This is a genomic window from Enterobacter sp. R-25 (assembly GCF_049913205.1).
In the GTDB taxonomy this organism is placed as follows: domain Bacteria; phylum Pseudomonadota; class Gammaproteobacteria; order Enterobacterales; family Enterobacteriaceae; genus Enterobacter; species Enterobacter ludwigii.
Genome location: NZ_CP183982.1, coordinates 1,743,536 through 1,758,186 on the forward strand (window position 1 = coordinate 1,743,536; position 14,651 = coordinate 1,758,186).

A 14,651-nucleotide genomic window follows, 5' to 3' on the forward strand; every position below is an offset into this window, starting at 1 on the left:
GGGCGTGACAATATTTTTTTATCAAAAGAGCGCTTTGATAGAGAGTTCTCATCGAAAAATGTGAAAAGAGGTCAAAATGGTATGTCACTGTTTTCACAGACGGCGCAGGCACAGGTATAGTAAAGCTAATGGGTCAGCAGAAGTGACGGGAAGGAGTGGTATCGATGTTTGGCTATCGCAGTAATGTGCCAAAAGTGCGTCTGACAACGGACAGGCTGGTCGTTCGTCTGGTGCATGAGCGTGATGCCTGGCGTCTGGCGGATTATTACGCCGAGAATCGCCAGTTTTTAAAACCCTGGGAACCCGTTCGGGATGAGAGCCATTGTTACCCATCTGGCTGGCAGGCGCGCCTCAGTATGATTGCGGAATTTCATAAGCAGGGAAGTGCGTTTTATTTTGCGCTGCTGGATCCCGAAGAAAAAGAGATTATCGGCATCGCCAACTTTTCAAACGTCGTGCGCGGATCGTTTCACGCCTGCTACCTCGGCTACTCCATCGGTCAGAAATGGCAGGGGCAGGGGCTGATGTATGAAGCATTAACGGTGGCGATCCGTTATATGCAACGCACGCAACATATCCATCGTATTATGGCGAACTATATGCCGCATAATCAGCGTAGCGGTAATTTGCTGGCGCGTTTAGGGTTTGAGAAAGAGGGTTACGCCAAAGACTATCTGCTGATAGATGGAGAATGGCGCGACCATGTCCTCACGGCATTAACCACCCGGGACTGGACAGCGGGTCGCTAAGGAGAAGAGATGAAATATCAGTTAAGCGGTGCAGAAGCGCGCGTCGTCGGATGCCTGCTGGAAAAACAGGTCACGACGCCGGAGCAATATCCGCTCTCTGTCAACGCCGTCATGATGGCCTGCAACCAAAAGACCAACCGCGAGCCGGTAATGAACCTCAGTGAGCATGACGTTCAGGATGTGCTGGATGAACTGGTGAAACGCCATTATCTGCGCACCGTCAGCGGCTTCGGAAACCGCGTCACCAAGTACGAACAACGTTTTTGTAATTCCGAATTCGGCGACCTGAAGTTGAGCGCCGCGGAAGTGGCGGTGATCACGACCCTTTTACTGCGCGGGGCACAAACTCCCGGCGAGCTGCGCACGCGGGCTTCCCGTATGCATGAGTTTGCGGATATGCAGGAAGTGGAACAAACCCTGGAAGGGCTTGCAACCCGTGAGGATGGCCCTTACGTGGTGCGTCTGGCACGCGAACCGGGCAAGCGTGAGAGCCGCTATATGCATCTCTTCAGTGGCGAGGTGGATACCGCGACGCTGGCAACGGAACAAGAGTCCACTGTTGTCAGCGGCAGCCTGACGGCGCGCGTGGACGCGCTGGAAGAGGAGGTCGCTGGGCTGAAACAGCGCCTGGACGCACTGCTGGCACATTTGGGAGATTAACAGTGAAAAAATTACGTGTAGGCGTGGTGGGGCTTGGCGGTATTGCACAAAAAGCCTGGTTACCGGTATTAGGCGCGGCAACGGACTGGACGCTTCAGGGCGCGTGGTCACCTACCCGCGAGAAGGCTGAACGCATCTGCGCAACCTGGCGGATACCTTATGCCGCTTCGCTGTCGGATCTTGCCCGCGAGTGCGATGCGGTATTTGTGCATACCTCAACGGCAACACACTATCAGGTGGTCAGCGAACTGCTGAATGCCGGTGTTCACGTCTGTGTGGATAAGCCCCTGGCGGAGAACGTTCAGGATGCCGAGCGACTGATAGAGCTGGCGGCACGCAAGAACCTGACGCTGATGGTGGGCTTTAACCGCCGCTTCGCTCCGCTTTATCAGCAGCTGAAGTCACAGCCGGGCGCGCTGGCCTCCCTGAGGATGGATAAACACCGTACCGACAGCGTCGGGCCAAGCGATCTGCGCTTTACGCTTCTCGATGATTATCTGCACGTGGTGGACACGGCGCTCTGGCTGACAAACGGCCAGGCTCAGCTGAAAAGCGGGACCCTGATGACCAACGATCTGGGCGAGATGGTCTACGCCGAGCACCACTTTGCGCTGGAACATCTGCAGGTGACCACCAGCATGCATCGTCGTGCGGGCAGTCAGCGGGAGTTTGTCCAGGCCGTCACTGACGGTGCGCTGTATGACATCACCGACATGCGGGAGTGGCGTGAAGAGAAGGGCAACGGTGTGGTCACGCTTCCGGCGCCTGGCTGGCAGAGCACTCTGGAGCAACGCGGCTTCGCGGGATGCGCCCGTCACTTCATTAGCTGCGTGCAAAATCAGACGGTTCCGGAAACCGCCGGTGAACAGGCCATCATGGCGCAACGCATCGTGGAACGGCTCTGGCGAGAGGCCATGAGTGAATAACCCTCTGTAACATCTGCCGATAGTAATTCCCTTAAATCCGGGTAGACTAAGCGCCGATTGTTGGTTTCGCCGGGAGGCTTTTCGCCTACCCGGCCTGCAAATCCGAAGGCCTGCGCAAGCGCAACGCCGTCGGGCATTCATTACGCCTGCTCTGCAGGCGTTTTGCCGTATGGTTGTGGAAATTCACATTAATGAACTTATTAAAATCGCTGGCAGCCGTCAGCTCGATGACCATGTTTTCTCGCGTACTGGGTTTTGCGCGCGATGCCATTGTGGCAAGGGTTTTTGGTGCTGGGATGGCAACGGACGCCTTTTTCGTCGCGTTCAAACTGCCGAATTTATTGCGCCGTATTTTTGCTGAGGGGGCTTTCTCGCAGGCCTTCGTTCCAATTCTGGCGGAATATAAAAGCAAGCAGGGCGAAGATGCTACGCGGGTGTTTGTCGCCTACGTCTCCGGGCTGCTGACGCTGGCGCTGGCTATTGTGACAGTCCTGGGGATGCTGGCTGCGCCCTGGGTGATTATGGTGACCGCGCCGGGGTTTGCCGACACCGCTGATAAATTTGCGCTTACCACCCAGCTGCTGCGCATTACCTTTCCTTATATTCTGCTGATCTCACTGGCCTCGCTGGTGGGGGCAATCCTCAATACCTGGAACCGCTTCTCCGTTCCGGCGTTTGCGCCGACGTTTTTGAATGTCAGCATGATTGGCTTTGCCCTGTTTGCCGCACCGCATTTCAACCCGCCGGTACTGGCGCTGGCCTGGGCGGTGACCGTGGGCGGCGTCCTGCAGCTGGCATATCAGCTGCCGCATCTGAAGAAAATTGGCATGCTGGTTCTGCCGCGCATTAATTTCCGTGATGCTGGCGCAATGCGCGTCATGAAGCAGATGGGACCTGCAATCCTCGGGGTTTCTGTCAGCCAGATCTCACTTATCATCAATACCATCTTTGCCTCTTTCCTGGTGTCCGGTTCGGTCTCCTGGATGTACTATGCTGACCGTCTGATGGAGTTTCCTTCTGGCGTACTGGGCGTCGCGCTGGGGACGATTCTGCTGCCGTCGCTCTCTAAAAGCTTTGCCAGCGGCAACCATGATGAGTATTGCCGCCTGATGGACTGGGGCTTACGCCTCTGTTTCCTGCTGGCACTGCCAAGCGCGGTGGCGCTGGGGATCCTCGCGAAACCGCTGACCGTCTCGCTGTTCCAGTACGGTAAATTTTCAGCCCATGATGCGTCCATGACTCAGCAGGCGCTGGTGGCGTACTCGGTGGGATTGATGGGGCTGATTGTTGTTAAAGTGCTGGCACCAGGGTTCTACTCCCGTCAGAACATTAAAACGCCGGTGAAGATTGCCCTGGTGACGCTGGTGATGACCCAGTTGATGAACCTGGCGTTTATTGGCCCGCTGAAGCACGCGGGGCTGGCTCTGTCTATTGGTCTGGCGGCCTGTCTGAATGCCGGGCTGTTGTACTGGCAGCTGCGTAAGCAGGATATCTTCACGCCGCAGCCGGGCTGGGCGAGTTTCCTTGTGCGACTGGTTATCGCGGTGCTGGTGATGGCAGCGGCGTTGCTCGGCATGATGCACGTGATGCCGGAGTGGTCGCTCGGCACCATGCCTTATCGTCTGCTGCGACTGATGGCCGTGGTGGGTGTTGGGGTTGTGGCTTACTTTGCCACCCTCGCCGTGTTGGGCTTCAAAGTGAAAGAGTTTGCCCGCCGTACGGCATAAACACCAAAAGGGGAGTTCACCTTATGGTGCTCCCCACTGCTTGATTTGTCGCTTATGCTTCAAATCGAAATCTTTTTCCCGCCCGTAATACGTGCCGTCGCTGTCTGCCCATCCGCACCGTACAGCCCGGTTTCTTTATGCGGTTTTAACACCTCAAGCGCTTGCTGATTACGCTCTATCTGACCTTCAAGCAGCCAGCCGTTATGCTGGTTGAGATCGCGAAGGTGCTGGGTTTTTTCTGTAATAGTCTGCCAGCGCTCAACGATATCGTCGTTAGCACTGCGCTTAGGATCCTGCTCAGCGCGACGTTGCTGCTCAAGGTAATCCAGCGTCGCCAGAAGCGAGCTTTTGTCTTCAGTAATACGCTGCAACGCGCTGCCGTTGATGTGACCGGAAGAGAGGTGCTGTTGCTCAGCGTCCATTACCGTTTTCAGGTCGTTCAGGACAACCGTCATTTGATCCAGTATTTCTGACAGTCGACTCATACGGTTAGTTACTCTGTAAGAAACTCTGCGCTTCCTGAATCAGGGCGTCAGCAATTTTGCTGGTGTCCATTTTCAGCTCGCCGTTACGAATAGCCGTTTTCAGCGCTTCAACGCGTTCCATGTTGATATCGTTGCCGCCTGGCTGCATCAGTTTTGCCTGGGCATCGCTCAGGGTTACGCTGGTGCTGTTAGACGTTGACGGTTTTTCCAGACGCGTTTTCTGCGGCGTAGCGTCATTCGTTTCGCGAGGTTGTACAGCGCTTACCGGCTTCAGGGCTGATGTACGATCAATGCTCATAGTGTTGTCCTCATCGAGGGTTCGCGGCGTTGGCGCCTGACATCATCAATAGTTGAATATTTATCGGCAGCTGCAGCGAAATCTTTAAAAAGATTATAGGTTAATCAGAATATTCCCATCAGAATCGACGGTTCCGCTAACCACCTGCCCTGAAGACATTCTGACGCGGGCATTTTGCGCCACCGCGGCATTGTTTAACGCTTTCCCTTCACTGTTGATACTGAAGCCATCTCCATTGGCCACCACCATCACCTGTTGACCCGCCTTGACGCGCCACGCCTGGCGCAGCATCGACAGCTGTATCGGCTGGCCCGGTGCGACATCACGCAGGCTGACGGCGTCCTGCGCCTGGTTAATTTCAAGCATTGTCCGTGGCGGCAGCTGATCCAGACGGCCGCGCTTCAACGTCACGCTGTTGGCCTGCAGTGCGGTACCCCGGGCAATGGGGACAGCGGCGACAACATAATTGCCTGTCGCCTGGACTGCAACCTGTAAATACCGTTTTTCGTTGGCGCAGCGTGCCAGCACGTTCACGTTCCCCCACAGTCTGGTGGTGCCGGTCACGGTAAATGACGGCTGCTCACAGGATGGATAAAGATTCGGTGGCGTGCGTACCGTGACGACAACTTCATCGCTAAAGCCCGCCAGCTTCTGGGCAAAAAAGGTGTTTAGCTGATCCTGTAAACCATCCGCCTGCACCAGGGGGCTAAAAAGCAAGAAAGTTGCCATCAGGCCACGTTTTAACGTTTGCATCGCAAGTTCCACCGTTTCCAGAATTGAGTGAATTCTACCTGCAGTGGTTTTTCATCAACGCAATAAATAGCGACGCATTTTGCGCTTATTCCGTCGATAAGGCGGATGGGTTGAGATTTAAGCTGTGAACTGAAATTTTGCCATCAGCGGAGGAGACATGCTCGATAAACTCGACGCCGCGTTACGTTTTCAGCAGGAAGCGCTCAATTTACGTGCCCAGCGGCAGGAAATTTTAGCCGCCAATATCGCTAACGCCGATACGCCAGGGTATCAGGCGCGCGATATTGATTTTTCCAGTGAGCTTAAAAAAGTGATGGAGCGTGGACGCGCAGAAGGGAGCGGTGTCGCGCTCGCGCTGACCTCCTCACGCCATATTCCCGCTCAGACGATGACCGCACCAACGACCGATTTGCTTTATCGCATTCCCGACCAGCCTTCACTCGACGGTAACACCGTGGACATGGACCGGGAACGTACACAGTTTGCCGATAACAGCCTGAAGTACCAGACAGGCCTGACCGTTCTCGGCGGACAAATCAAAGGCATGATGAACGTCCTGCAGGGGGGCAACTGATAAATGGCCTTGCTGAATATTTTTGATATCGCCGGCTCGGCGCTTACCGCGCAGTCCAAACGTCTAAACGTAGCCGCCAGTAACCTGGCGAACGCCGACAGCGTGACCGGACCAGACGGTCAGCCTTATCGTGCGAAACAGGTCGTCTTTCAGGTCGATGCGGCACCAGGCGCGGCCACCGGCGGTGTGAAAGTCTCTGATGTGGTTGAGAGCCAGGCACCGGACAAGCTGGTGTATGAGCCTGGCAACCCGCTGGCGGATGCGAACGGTTACGTAAAAATGCCTAACGTGGATGTGGTGGGTGAGATGGTGAACTCCATGTCGGCGTCACGCAGTTACCAGGCAAACGTCGAAGTGCTTAATACCGTGAAGAGCATGATGCTCAAAACACTCACTCTCGGCCAGTAAAGGAGACATGCATGTCCATCGCCGTAAATGTGAATGATCCCACGAACTCAGGTGTTAATGGCGCCAAAAGTTCGACGGGTTCCAACGCCCTGACGGGCAGTAACGCGTCCGATCTGCAGAGCAGCTTTCTGACGCTGCTGGTGGCGCAGCTGAAGAACCAGGATCCCACCAATCCGATGCAGAACAACGAGCTGACCACGCAACTGGCGCAGATCAGTACCGTCAGCGGCATTGAAAAACTCAACACCACCCTTGGCTCCGTTTCCGGTCAGATTGACAACAGCCAGTCTCTGCAGGCTGCGAATCTGATTGGTCATGGGGTGATGATCCCGGGGACCACGATCCTTGCCGGCACCAGCACTACCGAGGGGACGTCAACCACGACCACCACGCCGTTTGGCGTTGAGCTGCAGCAGCCGGCTGACAAAGTGACTGCGACGATCAGCGATGCGAGCGGGGCAGTGGTACGCACCATTGAGATTGGTGAGCTGAAGGCAGGCGTACACACCTTTACCTGGGACGGCAGCCTGACCGACGGCACGAAAGCACCAAACGGTTCTTACAAAGTGGCGATCAGCGCCAGCAACGGAACCACCCAACTGGTGGCGCAGCCGCTGCAGTTCGCGCTGGTTCAGGGCGTGATTAAAGGCGCCGGCGGTAACAAACTGGATTTGGGTACCTCGGGTACCACCACGCTCGACGAAGTTCGGCAGATTATCTAAGCCTTAACACTTATCAGGAGTAAGTCATGGCCTTTTCTCAAGCGGTCAGCGGCCTGAATGCTGCGGCCACCAACCTGGATGTCATTGGCAACAACATCGCCAACTCCGCGACCTATGGTTTTAAATCCGGTTCTGCCTCATTTGCAGATATGTTTGCCGGTTCCAAAGTGGGTCTGGGCGTGAAAGTTGCGGGCATCACTCAGGACTTTACCGACGGTACGACGACCAACACCGGTCGTGGTCTGGACGTCGCCATCAGCCAGAACGGTTTCTTCCGTATGGTCGATTCCAACGGCTCTGTGTTCTACAGCCGTAACGGTCAGTTCAAACTGGACGAAAACCGTAACCTGGTGAACATGCAGGGTCTGCAATTAACCGGTTATCCTGTTGCGGGTACCCCGCCAACGGTTCAGACCGGCGCTAACCCGCAGGCGATCAATATCCCAACGACCTTGATGGCGGCGAAATCCACCACCACCGCGTCCCAGCAGATCAACCTGAACTCCACTGACACCGCGCCAACCACGGCCTTTGATCCGACCAACCCTGACAGCTACAACAAAAAAGGGACGGTGACGGTCTTTGACAGCCAGGGTAATGCGCACAACATGAACCTGTTTTACGTTAAAGACGCGACTCCGGCAAACTCCTGGAAAGTCTATGCCCAGGACGGCAGCGTTGCAGGAAGCACGCCATCCCTGGCGACCACGCTGACCTTCAACACCAGCGGCGTACTGACTGGCGGCGGCAGCATCAATATCACCACCGGCACAGTTCCAGGTGCAACGCCAGCCACGTTTGCGATGAGCTTCGCCAATTCCATGCAGCAGAACACCGGCGCGAATAACATCGTGGCAACCAACCAGAACGGTTACAAACCGGGTGATCTGGTGAGCTACCAGATCAACGACGACGGCACCGTGGTGGGTAACTACTCCAACGAACAGACCCAGGCCCTGGGCCAGATCGTGCTGGCTAACTTCGCCAACAACGAAGGTCTGAAGTCTGAAGGCGATAACGTCTGGTCTGCCACCCAGTCTTCCGGCGTGGCGCTGCTGGGTACCGCGGGCTCCGGTAACTTCGGTACGCTGACCAACGGTGCGCTGGAAGCGTCTAACGTGGATCTGAGTAAAGAACTGGTGAACATGATCGTCGCGCAACGTAACTATCAGTCGAACGCGCAGACCATCAAAACCCAGGATCAGATCCTCAACACGCTGGTTAACCTGCGTTAAGCGGCTGACAGGAAAGCGCAATGGATCACGCAATATATACCGCGATGGGCGCGGCAAGCCAGACGCTCAATCAGCAGGCTGTTACTGCCAGCAACCTGGCAAACGCCTCTACACCGGGCTTTCGTGCGCAGCTTAATGCGCTGCGTGCGGTCCCGGTGGAAGGGCTCTCCCTGCCGACGCGTACGCTGGTCACGGCCTCTACGCCGGGTGCGGATATGACGCCAGGGCAGATGGATTATACCTCACGCCCGCTGGACGTTGCCCTGCAACAGGACGGCTGGCTGGCGGTGCAGACCGCTGACGGCGGTGAAGGATATACCCGTAACGGTAACATCCAGGTGAGTGCCACGGGCCAGCTGACGATTCAGGGGCATCCGGTAATGGGTGAAGCGGGTCCGCTGACGGTGCCGGAAGGGTCTGAGCTGACTATCGCGGCCGACGGGACCATTTCGGCATTGAACCCGGGCGATCCGGCCAATACCGTTGCGCCCGTCGGGCGTCTGAAGCTGGTGAAGGCGGAAGGCAAAGAGGTGCAGCGTGGCGATGACGGGATGTTCCGTCTGAGCCAGGCGACCCAGGCCACTCGGGGTGCCACGTTACAGGCCGATCCGAGCATCCGCGTGATGTCCGGCGTTCTGGAAGGCAGTAACGTCAAGCCGGTCGAAGCGATGACCGACATGATCGCCAGTGCCCGCCGTTTTGAAATGCAGATGAAGATTATCAGCAGCGTTGATGAAAACGCGGGCAAGGCTAACCAACTTCTGGCTATGAGTTAACAGGACTCCTTATGATCAGTTCTTTATGGATCGCGAAAACTGGCCTGGACGCGCAGCAAACCAACATGGATGTGATTGCCAACAACCTGGCAAACGTCAGCACCAATGGTTTCAAGCGTCAGCGTGCCGTTTTCGAAGATTTGCTTTATCAAACCATCCGCCAGCCTGGAGCGCAGTCTTCTGAACAAACGACACTGCCATCCGGTCTGCAGATTGGTACCGGTGTTCGTCCGGTAGCCACCGAGCGTCTGCATAGCCAGGGCAACCTGTCTCAGACCAACAACAGCAAAGACGTGGCAATCAAAGGCCAGGGGTTCTTCCAGGTGCAGTTGCCTGACGGTACTTCTGCCTATACCCGCGACGGATCGTTCCAGGTCGATCAGAATGGTCAGCTGGTGACGGCGGGTGGTTTCCAGGTTCAGCCTGCGATTACCATCCCGGCGAATGCCCTGAGTATTACTATCGGGCGTGACGGCGTGGTGAGTGTGACGCAGCAGGGGCAGGCCGCACCTGTTCAGGTTGGACAACTAAACCTGACCACCTTCATGAACGACACCGGTCTGGAAAGCATTGGTGAGAACCTCTACACCGAAACGCAATCCTCCGGTACGCCAAATGAAAGCACCCCGGGCCTCAACGGTGCGGGTCTGTTGTATCAGGGTTATGTGGAAACCTCGAACGTGAACGTTGCGGAAGAGCTGGTGAATATGATCCAGGTCCAGCGCGCGTATGAAATTAACAGTAAAGCAGTGTCGACGACCGACCAGATGCTGCAGAAACTGACGCAACTCTAAGGTGTAGCCCGGTGCGGTCAACGCCGCGCCGGCTCCCTGTTTTCGAAGATGAAGGCAATGCAAAAAAACGCGGCGTTTCGTTATCCGATACTGACTGTTCTGGCTGTCACCCTCAGCGGGTGTGCCTTGATCCCGTCTAAACCTTTAGTGCAGGGTGCGACTACCGCCCAACCCGTTCCTGGCCCGGCGCCAGTGGTGAACGGCTCCATTTTCCAGACCGCGCAGCCAATCAATTATGGCTATCAACCGCTGTTTGAAGATCGCCGCCCGCGTAATGTCGGCGATACGTTGACCATTGTGCTGCAGGAAAACGTCAGCGCGAGCAAGAGCTCGTCGGCGAATGCCAGCCGCGATGGCAAAACCAATTTCGGTTTCGATACCGTTCCACGCTATCTGCAGGGCCTGTTCGGCAATGCGCGTGCTGATGTCGAGGCCTCTGGCGGCAATACCTTTAACGGTAAAGGTGGCGCGAATGCCAGCAATACCTTTAGCGGCACGCTGACGGTGACGGTTGACCAGGTGCTGGTTAACGGCAATTTACACGTTGTGGGTGAAAAACAGATCGCCATCAATCAGGGCACTGAGTTCATTCGTTTCTCGGGCGTGGTTAATCCTCGCACCATCAGCGGCACCAACACCGTTCCGTCCACCCAGGTGGCGGATGCGCGCATCGAGTACGTCGGTAACGGCTACATCAATGAAGCGCAAAATATGGGTTGGCTGCAGCGTTTCTTCCTTAACTTATCGCCGATGTAAGCGAGGTGACCCATGTTTAAATCGATCTTCGCCGTGGCGCTGGCGCTGGTGGCAACGTTTGCCCAGGCTGACCGTATTCGCGATCTCACCAGCGTTCAGGGCGTACGCGAAAACTCGCTGATTGGCTATGGCCTGGTGGTGGGTCTGGACGGAACGGGCGACCAGACCACCCAGACGCCATTCACGACTCAAAGTTTGAACAACATGCTTTCCCAGCTCGGTATTACCGTCCCGGCGGGAACCAACATGCAGCTGAAAAACGTGGCCGCGGTCATGGTCACCGCCTCCTACCCGGCGTTCGCGCGCCAGGGGCAGACAATTGATGTCGTGGTCTCGTCAATGGGTAACGCCAAAAGCCTGCGTGGCGGCACGCTGCTGATGACTCCGCTGAAAGGGGTCGACAGCCAGGTTTATGCGCTGGCGCAGGGGAACATTCTGGTCGGCGGTGCCGGCGCGTCTGCGGGCGGCAGCAGTGTGCAGGTGAACCAGCTGAACGGCGGGCGTATCACCAATGGTGCGATCATTGAGCGTGAACTGCCGACCCAGTTTGGCGCAGGCAACACCATTAACCTGCAGCTGAATAATGAAGACTTCACGATGGCGCAGCAGATTGCCGACACCATCAACCGTAGCCGCGGCTACGGCAGCGCCACGGCACTGGATGCCCGTACCGTGCAGATCCGCACCTCTACCGGCAGCAGCAACCAGGTCCGTATGCTGGCTGATATCCAGAATATGGAAGTGAATGTTCCGGTTCAGGATGCCAAAGTGATTATCAACTCGCGCACCGGTTCGGTCGTGATGAACCGCGAAGTGTCGCTCGACAGCTGTGCCGTGGCGCAGGGTAACCTCTCCGTGACGGTTAACCGCTCCGCCAACGTCAGTCAGCCTGATACCCCGTTCGGGGGTGGCCAGACCGTGGTGACGCCACAAACGCAGATTGATTTGCGCCAGAGCGGTGGGTCGCTGCAGAGCGTACGCTCCAGCGCGAACCTCAATAGCGTGGTTCGGGCCCTGAATGCCCTGGGGGCGACGCCGATGGATCTGATGTCGATTCTGCAATCCATGCAAAGTGCGGGATGTCTGCGCGCCAAACTGGAAATCATCTGATGCTGACCGATAGCAAGCTGTTGACCGGTGCTGCCTGGGATGCCCAGTCGCTCAACGAACTGAAAACCAAAGCAGGTAAGGACCCGGCGGCGAATATCCGCCCGGTCGCCCGCCAGGTGGAAGGGATGTTTGTACAGATGATGCTGAAAAGCATGCGTGAAACCCTGCCGAAAGACGGGATGTTCAGCAGTGATTCAACCCGTCTTTACACCAGCATGTATGACCAGCAGATTGCGCAGCAGATGACCGCCGGGAAAGGCCTCGGTCTGGCTGATATGATTGTCAAACAGACCGAAGCCGCGCAGGGCATCCAGCCTGATGATAAGCCACAGCAGGTGCCGATGAAGTTCGACCTGCAAACGGTGACCAGTTATCAAAATCAGGCCCTGACGCAGATGGTGCGCAAAGCCATACCGAAGGCCACGAGTACCAGCGATGAGCCACTTTCTGGCGACAGCAAAGACTTCCTGGCGCAGCTCTCGCTGCCGGCACGTCTTGCCAGTGAACAGAGCGGCGTGCCTCACCACCTGATCCTCGCGCAGGCGGCGCTGGAGTCCGGCTGGGGTCAGCGGCAGATCCGTAAAGAAAACGGCGATCCGAGCTTTAACATCTTCGGCGTGAAGGCCACGTCGAGCTGGAAGGGGCCGACCACCGAGATCACCACCACTGAATATGAAAACGGTGCGGCGGTGAAGGTTAAAGCCAAATTCCGCGTCTATAGCTCCTATCTGGAAGCCTTATCCGACTATGTGGGCCTGTTGAGCCGAAATCCGCGTTACACCGCCGTTACACAGGCGGCAACCGCGGAGCAGGGCGCTCAGGCACTGCAGAATGCGGGCTACGCCACCGATCCGAACTATGCGCGTAAGCTCACCAGTATGATTCAGCAGCTGAAATCGATGGGCGAGAAGGTCAGTAAAGCCTATAGCACAGATATCGAAAATCTGTTCTGAAAGTTCTCAAGTCCCGGTGGAGGCTGCCGATAACCTTCATCAGGACTCGTGTCTGAACGTATAAAAGGAACCCCCATGTCCAGTTTGATTAACAGTGCCATGAGTGGCCTCAGTGCTGCGCAGTCGGCACTCAATACCGTCAGTAATAATATTTCAAGCTATAACGTGGCAGGTTATACCCGCCAGACAACCGTGCTGGGCGCGTCGAACAGCACGCTGACCGGCGGTGGCTGGGTAGGTAACGGGGTTTATGTCTCCGGTGTCCAGCGTGAGTATGATGCATTCATTACCAACCAGCTGCGCGCCGCGCAGACCCAGAGCAGCGGCCTGACTACGCGCTATCAGCAGATGTCAAAAATCGACGATGTGCTCTCGGATACCACCAACTCGCTCTCTATCACGCTGCAGGACTTCTTCAAAAGTCTGCAGACGCTGGTGAGCAACGCGGAAGATCCGGCTGCGCGCCAGACGGTGCTGGGCAAAGCGGATGGCCTGGTCAATCAGTTTAAAACTAACGATCAGTATCTTCGCGATCAGGATTCTCAGGTGAATACCGCGATTTCTGCCAGCGTCGATCAAATTAATAACTACGCCAAACAGATTGCGAATCTGAACGATCAGATTTCCCGTCTGACCGGCGTGGGTGCTGGCTCATCACCAAATGACCTGCTCGATCAACGCGATCAGCTGGTGAGCGAACTGAATAAAATTGTCGGTGTTGAAGTTTCTGTGCAGGATGGCGGCACGTATAACGTCTCATTTGGCACCGGTTACAGCCTGGTACAGGGGAGCAAAGCGAACCAGCTGGCTGCGGTGAATTCCAGCGCAGACCCAACCCGTACAACGCTGGCCTATACCGATGATGTTTCCGGCAATATCGAAATTCCTGAGAAGCTGATTACCACCGGCACCCTTGGCGGTTTACTCACCTTCCGCTCTGAAGATCTGGATAAAGCGCGTAATAGCCTTAACCAGATGGCGCTGGCCTTTGCTGACGCGATGAACAAGCAGCATGAAGCGGGTTTTGATGCTAACGGCGATGCTGGCGGCAAGCTCTTTGACTTTGGTTCGCCTGCGGTTGTGTCCAACAGCAAGAATTCAGGTACCGCCGCGCTGACAGCCTCCGTGGCTGACAGTACTAAAGTCCAGGCAACGGATTATAAGCTGCAGTTCAACGGAACCGACTGGACCATTACGCGTACGTCGGATAAGACCAGTTTCACGATGAGTCCGGATGCGAGCGGCAATCTGTCTTTCGACGGCCTGAATGTCAACGTGAGCGGTACCGCGAATAACAAAGACAGTTTTGTTGTGAAGCCCGTTTCTGATGTCATCGTAAACATGGAACTCAAGTTTAATGATGAGTCCAAACTGGCGATGGCATCGACAAGCGCCGGTGGCGAAAGTGACAACCGCAACGGTCAAAAATTGCTGGATCTGCAAAATAGCAAGCTTGTCGGCGGGAATAAGTCTTTCAATGATGCTTATGCTTCCCTCGTCAGTACCGTTGGTAGCTCAACAGCGGCACTGAAAACCAGCAGCGAAACGAAAGCGAATGTGGCGACGCAGTTAACCAAACAGCAGCAGTCGATCTCAGGGGTAAACCTTGACGAAGAGTATGGCAATTTGCAGCGCTATCAGCAGTATTACCTCGCTAATGCGCAGGTTTTACAAACTGCCAGCTCGCTCTTTGATGCAATCATTAATATTCGCTAAGGCTGAGGT

At 55.9% G+C, this 14,651-nt stretch carries 17 protein-coding genes; 14 read left to right on the plus strand and 3 right to left on the minus strand.

Annotation, left to right across the window (positions count from 1 at the left end; all coding sequences use genetic code 11):
• Window positions 1–164 precede the first annotated feature (164 nt).
• The 4 genes from rimJ (at window position 165) to murJ (ending at window position 4,062) form a co-directional block, all read left to right on the plus strand.
• A complete protein-coding gene (rimJ, locus tag ACN9MQ_RS08265) occupies window positions 165–749 on the plus strand; it encodes a ribosomal protein S5-alanine N-acetyltransferase (protein WP_013097146.1) in 585 nt (194 codons plus the stop codon).
• Between the two features lie 9 nt (window positions 750–758).
• Window positions 759–1,409 carry a YceH family protein gene (locus tag ACN9MQ_RS08270; RefSeq protein WP_020884684.1) on the plus strand — a complete coding sequence of 217 codons (651 nt, stop codon included), beginning with the start codon at window positions 759–761 and terminating at the stop codon, window positions 1,407–1,409.
• A 2-nt stretch (window positions 1,410–1,411) separates the two neighbouring features.
• Entirely contained in the window at window positions 1,412–2,335 is a 924-nt protein-coding gene (locus tag ACN9MQ_RS08275; protein ID WP_063925094.1) for a Gfo/Idh/MocA family protein, read from the plus strand.
• 191 nt (window positions 2,336–2,526) lie between these two features.
• Window positions 2,527–4,062, plus strand: coding sequence for a murein biosynthesis integral membrane protein MurJ (murJ, locus tag ACN9MQ_RS08280; protein ID WP_020884681.1), 1,536 nt, complete (start codon window positions 2,527–2,529; stop codon window positions 4,060–4,062).
• Between the two features lie 59 nt (window positions 4,063–4,121).
• Here the strand turns inward: murJ and flgN are convergent, their stop codons facing one another.
• From flgN to flgA, 3 genes are all read right to left on the minus strand, one after another.
• Window positions 4,122–4,547 (minus strand): flagella biosynthesis chaperone FlgN, encoded by a 426-nt coding sequence (flgN, locus tag ACN9MQ_RS08285; RefSeq protein ID WP_025204463.1) that lies wholly within the window; start codon window positions 4,545–4,547, stop codon window positions 4,122–4,124.
• Window positions 4,548–4,551: 4 nt separating this feature from the next.
• The gene (flgM, locus tag ACN9MQ_RS08290) at window positions 4,552–4,845 is read right to left on the minus strand and encodes a flagellar biosynthesis anti-sigma factor FlgM (RefSeq protein WP_014169554.1); all 294 of its coding nucleotides are present in this window, start codon (window positions 4,843–4,845) and stop codon (window positions 4,552–4,554) included.
• Between the two features lie 93 nt (window positions 4,846–4,938).
• Complete coding sequence (flgA, locus tag ACN9MQ_RS08295) at window positions 4,939–5,598, minus strand: flagellar basal body P-ring formation chaperone FlgA (RefSeq protein ID WP_020884679.1); 660 nt, start codon at window positions 5,596–5,598, stop codon at window positions 4,939–4,941.
• 157 nt (window positions 5,599–5,755) lie between these two features.
• Between flgA and flgB the strand changes: the two genes are divergently transcribed.
• From flgB to flgK, 10 genes are all read left to right on the plus strand, one after another.
• Window positions 5,756–6,172 carry a flagellar basal body rod protein FlgB gene (gene flgB / locus ACN9MQ_RS08300; protein ID WP_014169556.1) on the plus strand — a complete coding sequence of 139 codons (417 nt, stop codon included), beginning with the start codon at window positions 5,756–5,758 and terminating at the stop codon, window positions 6,170–6,172.
• 3 nt (window positions 6,173–6,175) lie between these two features.
• Window positions 6,176–6,580 carry a flagellar basal body rod protein FlgC gene (gene flgC / locus ACN9MQ_RS08305; protein WP_013097138.1) on the plus strand — a complete coding sequence of 135 codons (405 nt, stop codon included), beginning with the start codon at window positions 6,176–6,178 and terminating at the stop codon, window positions 6,578–6,580.
• Window positions 6,581–6,591: 11 nt separating this feature from the next.
• Window positions 6,592–7,302, plus strand: a complete 711-nt coding sequence (gene flgD / locus ACN9MQ_RS08310; RefSeq protein ID WP_014169557.1) for a flagellar hook assembly protein FlgD — start codon at window positions 6,592–6,594, stop codon at window positions 7,300–7,302.
• A 26-nt stretch (window positions 7,303–7,328) separates the two neighbouring features.
• Entirely contained in the window at window positions 7,329–8,537 is a 1,209-nt protein-coding gene (gene flgE / locus ACN9MQ_RS08315) for a flagellar hook protein FlgE (protein WP_014169558.1), read from the plus strand.
• A gap of 20 nt (window positions 8,538–8,557) precedes the next feature.
• Window positions 8,558–9,313, plus strand: a complete 756-nt coding sequence (locus ACN9MQ_RS08320; protein WP_032677871.1) for a flagellar basal body rod protein FlgF — start codon at window positions 8,558–8,560, stop codon at window positions 9,311–9,313.
• Window positions 9,314–9,324: 11 nt separating this feature from the next.
• A complete protein-coding gene (flgG, locus tag ACN9MQ_RS08325) occupies window positions 9,325–10,107 on the plus strand; it encodes a flagellar basal-body rod protein FlgG (RefSeq protein WP_008500810.1) in 783 nt (260 codons plus the stop codon).
• 57 nt (window positions 10,108–10,164) lie between these two features.
• Entirely contained in the window at window positions 10,165–10,863 is a 699-nt protein-coding gene (gene flgH / locus ACN9MQ_RS08330; RefSeq protein WP_023311139.1) for a flagellar basal body L-ring protein FlgH, read from the plus strand.
• Window positions 10,864–10,875: 12 nt separating this feature from the next.
• Window positions 10,876–11,973 carry a flagellar basal body P-ring protein FlgI gene (locus ACN9MQ_RS08335; RefSeq protein ID WP_014169561.1) on the plus strand — a complete coding sequence of 366 codons (1,098 nt, stop codon included), beginning with the start codon at window positions 10,876–10,878 and terminating at the stop codon, window positions 11,971–11,973.
• The gene (gene flgJ, locus ACN9MQ_RS08340) at window positions 11,973–12,926 is read left to right on the plus strand and encodes a flagellar assembly peptidoglycan hydrolase FlgJ (RefSeq protein ID WP_063214591.1); all 954 of its coding nucleotides are present in this window, start codon (window positions 11,973–11,975) and stop codon (window positions 12,924–12,926) included. The genes ACN9MQ_RS08335 and flgJ overlap by 1 nt, the downstream gene beginning before the upstream one ends.
• A 75-nt stretch (window positions 12,927–13,001) precedes the next feature.
• The gene (flgK, locus tag ACN9MQ_RS08345) at window positions 13,002–14,642 is read left to right on the plus strand and encodes a flagellar hook-associated protein FlgK (RefSeq protein ID WP_426021593.1); all 1,641 of its coding nucleotides are present in this window, start codon (window positions 13,002–13,004) and stop codon (window positions 14,640–14,642) included.
• The last annotated feature ends 9 nt before the right edge of the window (window positions 14,643–14,651 follow it).

Coding starts and splice junctions, on each gene's coding strand:
- rimJ (WP_013097146.1), top strand. CDS start 165: ATGTTTGGCTATCGCAGTAATGTGCCAAAAGTGCGTCTGACAACGGAC.
- ACN9MQ_RS08270 (WP_020884684.1), top strand. CDS start 759: ATGAAATATCAGTTAAGCGGTGCAGAAGCGCGCGTCGTCGGATGCCTG.
- murJ (WP_020884681.1), top strand. CDS start 2,527: ATGAACTTATTAAAATCGCTGGCAGCCGTCAGCTCGATGACCATGTTT.
- flgN (WP_025204463.1), bottom strand. CDS start 4,547: ATGAGTCGACTGTCAGAAATACTGGATCAAATGACGGTTGTCCTGAAC.
- flgM (WP_014169554.1), bottom strand. CDS start 4,845: ATGAGCATTGATCGTACATCAGCCCTGAAGCCGGTAAGCGCTGTACAA.
- flgA (WP_020884679.1), bottom strand. CDS start 5,598: ATGCAAACGTTAAAACGTGGCCTGATGGCAACTTTCTTGCTTTTTAGC.
- flgB (WP_014169556.1), top strand. CDS start 5,756: ATGCTCGATAAACTCGACGCCGCGTTACGTTTTCAGCAGGAAGCGCTC.
- flgC (WP_013097138.1), top strand. CDS start 6,176: ATGGCCTTGCTGAATATTTTTGATATCGCCGGCTCGGCGCTTACCGCG.
- flgD (WP_014169557.1), top strand. CDS start 6,592: ATGTCCATCGCCGTAAATGTGAATGATCCCACGAACTCAGGTGTTAAT.
- flgE (WP_014169558.1), top strand. CDS start 7,329: ATGGCCTTTTCTCAAGCGGTCAGCGGCCTGAATGCTGCGGCCACCAAC.
- ACN9MQ_RS08320 (WP_032677871.1), top strand. CDS start 8,558: ATGGATCACGCAATATATACCGCGATGGGCGCGGCAAGCCAGACGCTC.
- flgG (WP_008500810.1), top strand. CDS start 9,325: ATGATCAGTTCTTTATGGATCGCGAAAACTGGCCTGGACGCGCAGCAA.
- flgH (WP_023311139.1), top strand. CDS start 10,165: ATGCAAAAAAACGCGGCGTTTCGTTATCCGATACTGACTGTTCTGGCT.
- ACN9MQ_RS08335 (WP_014169561.1), top strand. CDS start 10,876: ATGTTTAAATCGATCTTCGCCGTGGCGCTGGCGCTGGTGGCAACGTTT.
- flgJ (WP_063214591.1), top strand. CDS start 11,973: ATGCTGACCGATAGCAAGCTGTTGACCGGTGCTGCCTGGGATGCCCAG.
- flgK (WP_426021593.1), top strand. CDS start 13,002: ATGTCCAGTTTGATTAACAGTGCCATGAGTGGCCTCAGTGCTGCGCAG.